Consider the following 2,017-nt stretch of genomic DNA (forward strand, 5'->3'; position numbering starts at 1 on the left):
TCGCGGTTGGGACTGGAATTGGCAGCGGAATCATCATTAATAATCAGCTCTACCGAGGCGCAACGAGTGCAGCGGGTGAGATTGGCTATATGGTAACAAATAAAAATGATATGAAATCTGCGTTTAGACCAATTTTTCAACGTTATGGATACTTAGAAAGCGTGGCTGGAGGGAAATCAATAGGCATTAACTTAACCGAGGCAATACAGAAACAGCCGGATCATCCGTTATACGAACAAGCCATGAAAGAAGAGCTTTCAGGGGAATTGGCTTTTTTACTGGCAGAAAAAGGCGACAAGCTGGCAGAAGCGGTCATCGAAGACGCGATCGAACATTTAGCCTATGGAATCATCAATGCAGCGAGCTTACTTAATCCTGAAGTGATTATTTTGGGAGGTGGTGTTTTTAATTCTGCAGATTATATTTTGCCGAAGCTGCGCAGCATGATAACACATTATCTGCCAAGCGCAGTCACATTGAAAACCGCACAACTAGGCGAAAGCGCGGGAGTTTTAGGCGCTGTTTCACTCTTTTTGCATGAGCATGACAGTCTATTACACTATCAATATGAGGGGGATTATTATTGATGAACATTAAAAAGAAATCGATATTGACGGCGATGACATTGTCGGCTGTAATGGCGCTTGGTGCCTGTAATTCTGATGAAAAAACGGGCGGGGAAACCGAAGACAAAAAAGATAAGCTTGAGGAGAAAATCGTTGTCTATTCACCACATGGCAAGGATATCCTGTCAAAATTCGAGAAACAATTTGAAGAGAAATACAGCGGGGTGGATGTGGAATGGCTCGATATGGGTTCACAGGAAATTCTCGATCGGGTACGATCTGAGAAAAATAATCCTCAAGCTGATGTCTGGTGGGGAGCGCCTTCAACGAGCTTCGATCAAGCTAAGGATGAATCGTTATTGACTCCTTATAAACCAAGTTATGCGTCGAATCTAGATGACACCTTTTACGATCCAGACTGGAATTGGTCAGGCACTAGTCAAACACCGGAAGTCATTATGTACAACACCAAGGAACTGAGTGCAGATGAGGTTCCGAAGGATTGGGATGAACTATTAGATCCAAAGTGGAAGGATGAAATCATTATCCGTTACCCGCTTGCTTCCGGAACGATGAGAACCATTTTTTCAGCGATGATTTACCGTGATTTTAAAGATAGCCAAGATCCCGCAAAAGGATATGAGTGGTTAACGAAACTTGATCAAAATACAAAGGAGTATTCAGCCAATCCAGAAATGATGTATAACAAGGTGGCAAAGGGTGAAGGTGCGTTGTCAGTTTGGGCGATGCCTGATGTTGTTATGCTGAAGGAAAATAAAAACTACCCATTTGACTTTGTTATTCCAGAAAGCGGCACACCTGTTTTAACAGAAGGAATTGCTGTGGTGAAGGACGCGCCGCATCCAAAGGCTGCTGAAGCATTTTATGAATTTGTTAATACACCTGAAGCAGCTAAAATTCTAGCGGAAGAATTCTACCGGATTCCAACTAGAAGTGATGTAACCGATCTTCCGAAGTGGATTACGGATACGGAAATCAAAAGTATGGAGATTGACTGGAAAGTCTTTCAGGAAAAGAGTGACGAATGGATGAAGTATTGGGACGAAAACATCAAGAGCGGGGATAAAGAAATTAAAGAATAGGAAGTGTATGGTATGGCGTCGATAAAAATAGAAAATGTCCAAAAGGCGTTCGGCAAGACCATTGCAGTGGATCAATTAAATCTGGAAATCAAAGATGGAGAGTTTTTTACTTTTCTTGGCCCAAGCGGCTGCGGGAAAACGACAACACTCCGAATGATTGCTGGGTTTTACTATCCAACGAAAGGTGTTGTCCGCTTTGGTGATAAGGATATGACGCGTGTGCCCCCGGAGAAACGAAATACAGGCATGGTTTTTCAAAACTATGCCCTTTTTCCTCATATGACGGTATTTGAAAATGCTGCATTTGGGCTCAGGGTTAGGAAAGTACCTGGAGCTGAATTAAAGAAG

The 2,017-nt window shown here is 42.7% G+C and carries 3 protein-coding genes; all 3 read left to right on the forward strand.

Annotated features, from left to right (window positions below; translation table 11 throughout):
* The coding region (locus tag AC52RT_RS15885; protein ID WP_495541643.1) for an ROK family protein at nt 1–587 on the forward strand (587 nt) is incomplete at its 5' end.
* Nucleotides 587–1,669 carry an extracellular solute-binding protein gene (locus AC52RT_RS15890; RefSeq protein ID WP_495541645.1) on the forward strand — a complete coding sequence of 361 codons (1,083 nt, stop codon included), beginning with the start codon at nt 587–589 and terminating at the stop codon, nt 1,667–1,669. The genes AC52RT_RS15885 and AC52RT_RS15890, both read left to right, overlap by 1 nt.
* A 12-nt stretch (nt 1,670–1,681) precedes the next feature.
* A partial coding sequence (locus AC52RT_RS15895) for an ABC transporter ATP-binding protein (RefSeq protein ID WP_495541644.1) occupies nt 1,682–2,017 on the forward strand: 336 nt, incomplete at its 3' end.

The organism is Peribacillus sp., from assembly GCF_059453735.1.

What these genes read in the sequence shown, in the direction of transcription:
- AC52RT_RS15890 (WP_495541645.1), top strand. Translation starts at nt 587, where the DNA reads ATGAACATTAAAAAGAAATCGATATTGACGGCGATGACATTGTCGGCT.